Annotated in this window: 1 pseudogene; it reads right to left on the bottom strand. The window is 56.9% G+C overall.

Annotated features, from left to right (window positions below):
* Positions 1-36: 36 nt before the first annotated feature.
* Positions 37-1,607, bottom strand: a pseudogene (locus tag MLD24_RS21445) (IS3 family transposase).
* Between the last annotated feature and the right edge of the window lie 76 nt (positions 1,608-1,683).

The following is a 1,683-nucleotide window of genomic DNA, read 5'->3' as shown; positions in this document are numbered from 1 at the left end:
CGGCGATTTTCAACCCAGTTGTCCAAATGACCGCATTTAGGCGGCCAGTTTATTGCGCTCAACTTCCTGCAACTTGCCAGGGTTGAGCGATACCGGTCCGGCGACATCCCAGTTTCGGGTGCTTCCAGACCAGCGCCGTGGATTCCGGCGCTTTGCTCTTTCATAAACCCTTTTCCGGTGTGCCAGGCGTTTGTGATCAACACCACGATGCCGATCTGCCGGTGTCACGAACCGGATGCCGCTGTGCAAGTGCTGCTCGTTGTAGGCGTACTCGAACGCCAGCATCCAGTTGCGCACTGCGGTGAGCGATGCAAAGCCCTTTGAGGGCCACTCCGGGCAGTATTTGACGGTCCGGAACAACGACTCCGAGTAAGGATTATCGTTGCTGACTCTCGGCCTGCTGTGCGACATCAACATGCCCAGATCGGCCAGCCGGGCCTTGAGCGTGTAAGACGTCATTGGCGCGCCATTGTCGGAGTGCAGTACTGGCGGATTGTGCCAGCAGCCCTCGCGTAGCAATGCACGCTCAACCAACTTCTTGGCCAGTTCTCCGGATTCGGCCTCATGGATTTCCCAGGCAACGATCTTGCGGCTGTAGATGTCCATGATCAGGTACAGATACCAGTGCTGCCCACGCACCGCTGACGGGCAGTAGCTGATGTCCCAGGTCCACACCTGGTTCGGGCCTGTCGCGGTGAAGCTGGTCGGCTCCGGCACCTTGCGAGGCGGCTTCATGCGCCCCCGACAATTCTGTTGTTGGTGCTTCTTCAGTACCCGGTAAAACGACGACTCAGAGGCCAGATAAACGCCTTTATCGGCCAGTGACGGCACAATCTGTGACGGTGGCGAACTCCGGTACTGAGGTTGATTACAGGCACTCAGAATGGCCAACTCCTCAGCCTGCGTGAGTTTGTGGGGCTGCTCGACCGGCTCCGCCTCAGGGCGGCGATCTTCTTCAACCCGGCCGTCAAAACCTCGCCAGCGCTTCAGTGTGCGCTCGCTGACATCCATCAACTTTGCGGCCTTGTATTGGGCTGCGCCACCGACAACGGCTTCATCAAACAGCTCAAGGAGCCTTGTACGTTCCTCCAGCGGCGTCAGTCGTCCTCGCTGCTTTCCGGGTCTTCGCCGTACAAGGCTTCGAGCTTTTTTGATAACACCAGAAGCGAAGTGGTTTCAGCCAGAGCTTTGTCTTTGCGACGAATCTCCGCTTTCAGCTTTTTGATGGTTTTCCGGGACTCTCTTTTCTGTTTCTGAGCCGCTTTATCCTGGTCTTGTTGCATACCTGCGCCCTGAAGGCAGGCGTCTTTCCAGCGCTGCACTTGCTCCGGATACAGGCCTTTCTCACGGCAGTAGGCGCTGAGTTCGGCTTCGGACATAGAGGCCGTTTCAACGATAACGGCCAGCTTGGCTTCGGGGGACCAGTCTTCCCCGGTACTACGATTACCTGGCACGGGCATTCCTTGTTCTCGACACTGTTTCAACCAACTATACAGAGTCACATCAGATATGCCTTCCTCTGCTGCCACCGACACGACACTTCGGTTATGCGGAGGCAACAACTTCTTCAACACGGCGGCTTTACGTTCTTCGGAATAGCGTGGCATGAATGCTCCCATGCCGCCCCTGATTGGTTAAATTCAGGCGAAACCGCCAACTGGACAACTAGGCTGACAGAGGGGG

Origin of the sequence: Marinobacter xestospongiae, assembly GCF_023156385.1 — a bacterium.
Classification (GTDB): domain Bacteria; phylum Pseudomonadota; class Gammaproteobacteria; order Pseudomonadales; family Oleiphilaceae; genus Marinobacter; species Marinobacter xestospongiae.
Note: the sequence above shows the minus strand (reverse complement) of the source record. Positions and strands in the feature narration are given on the sequence as shown.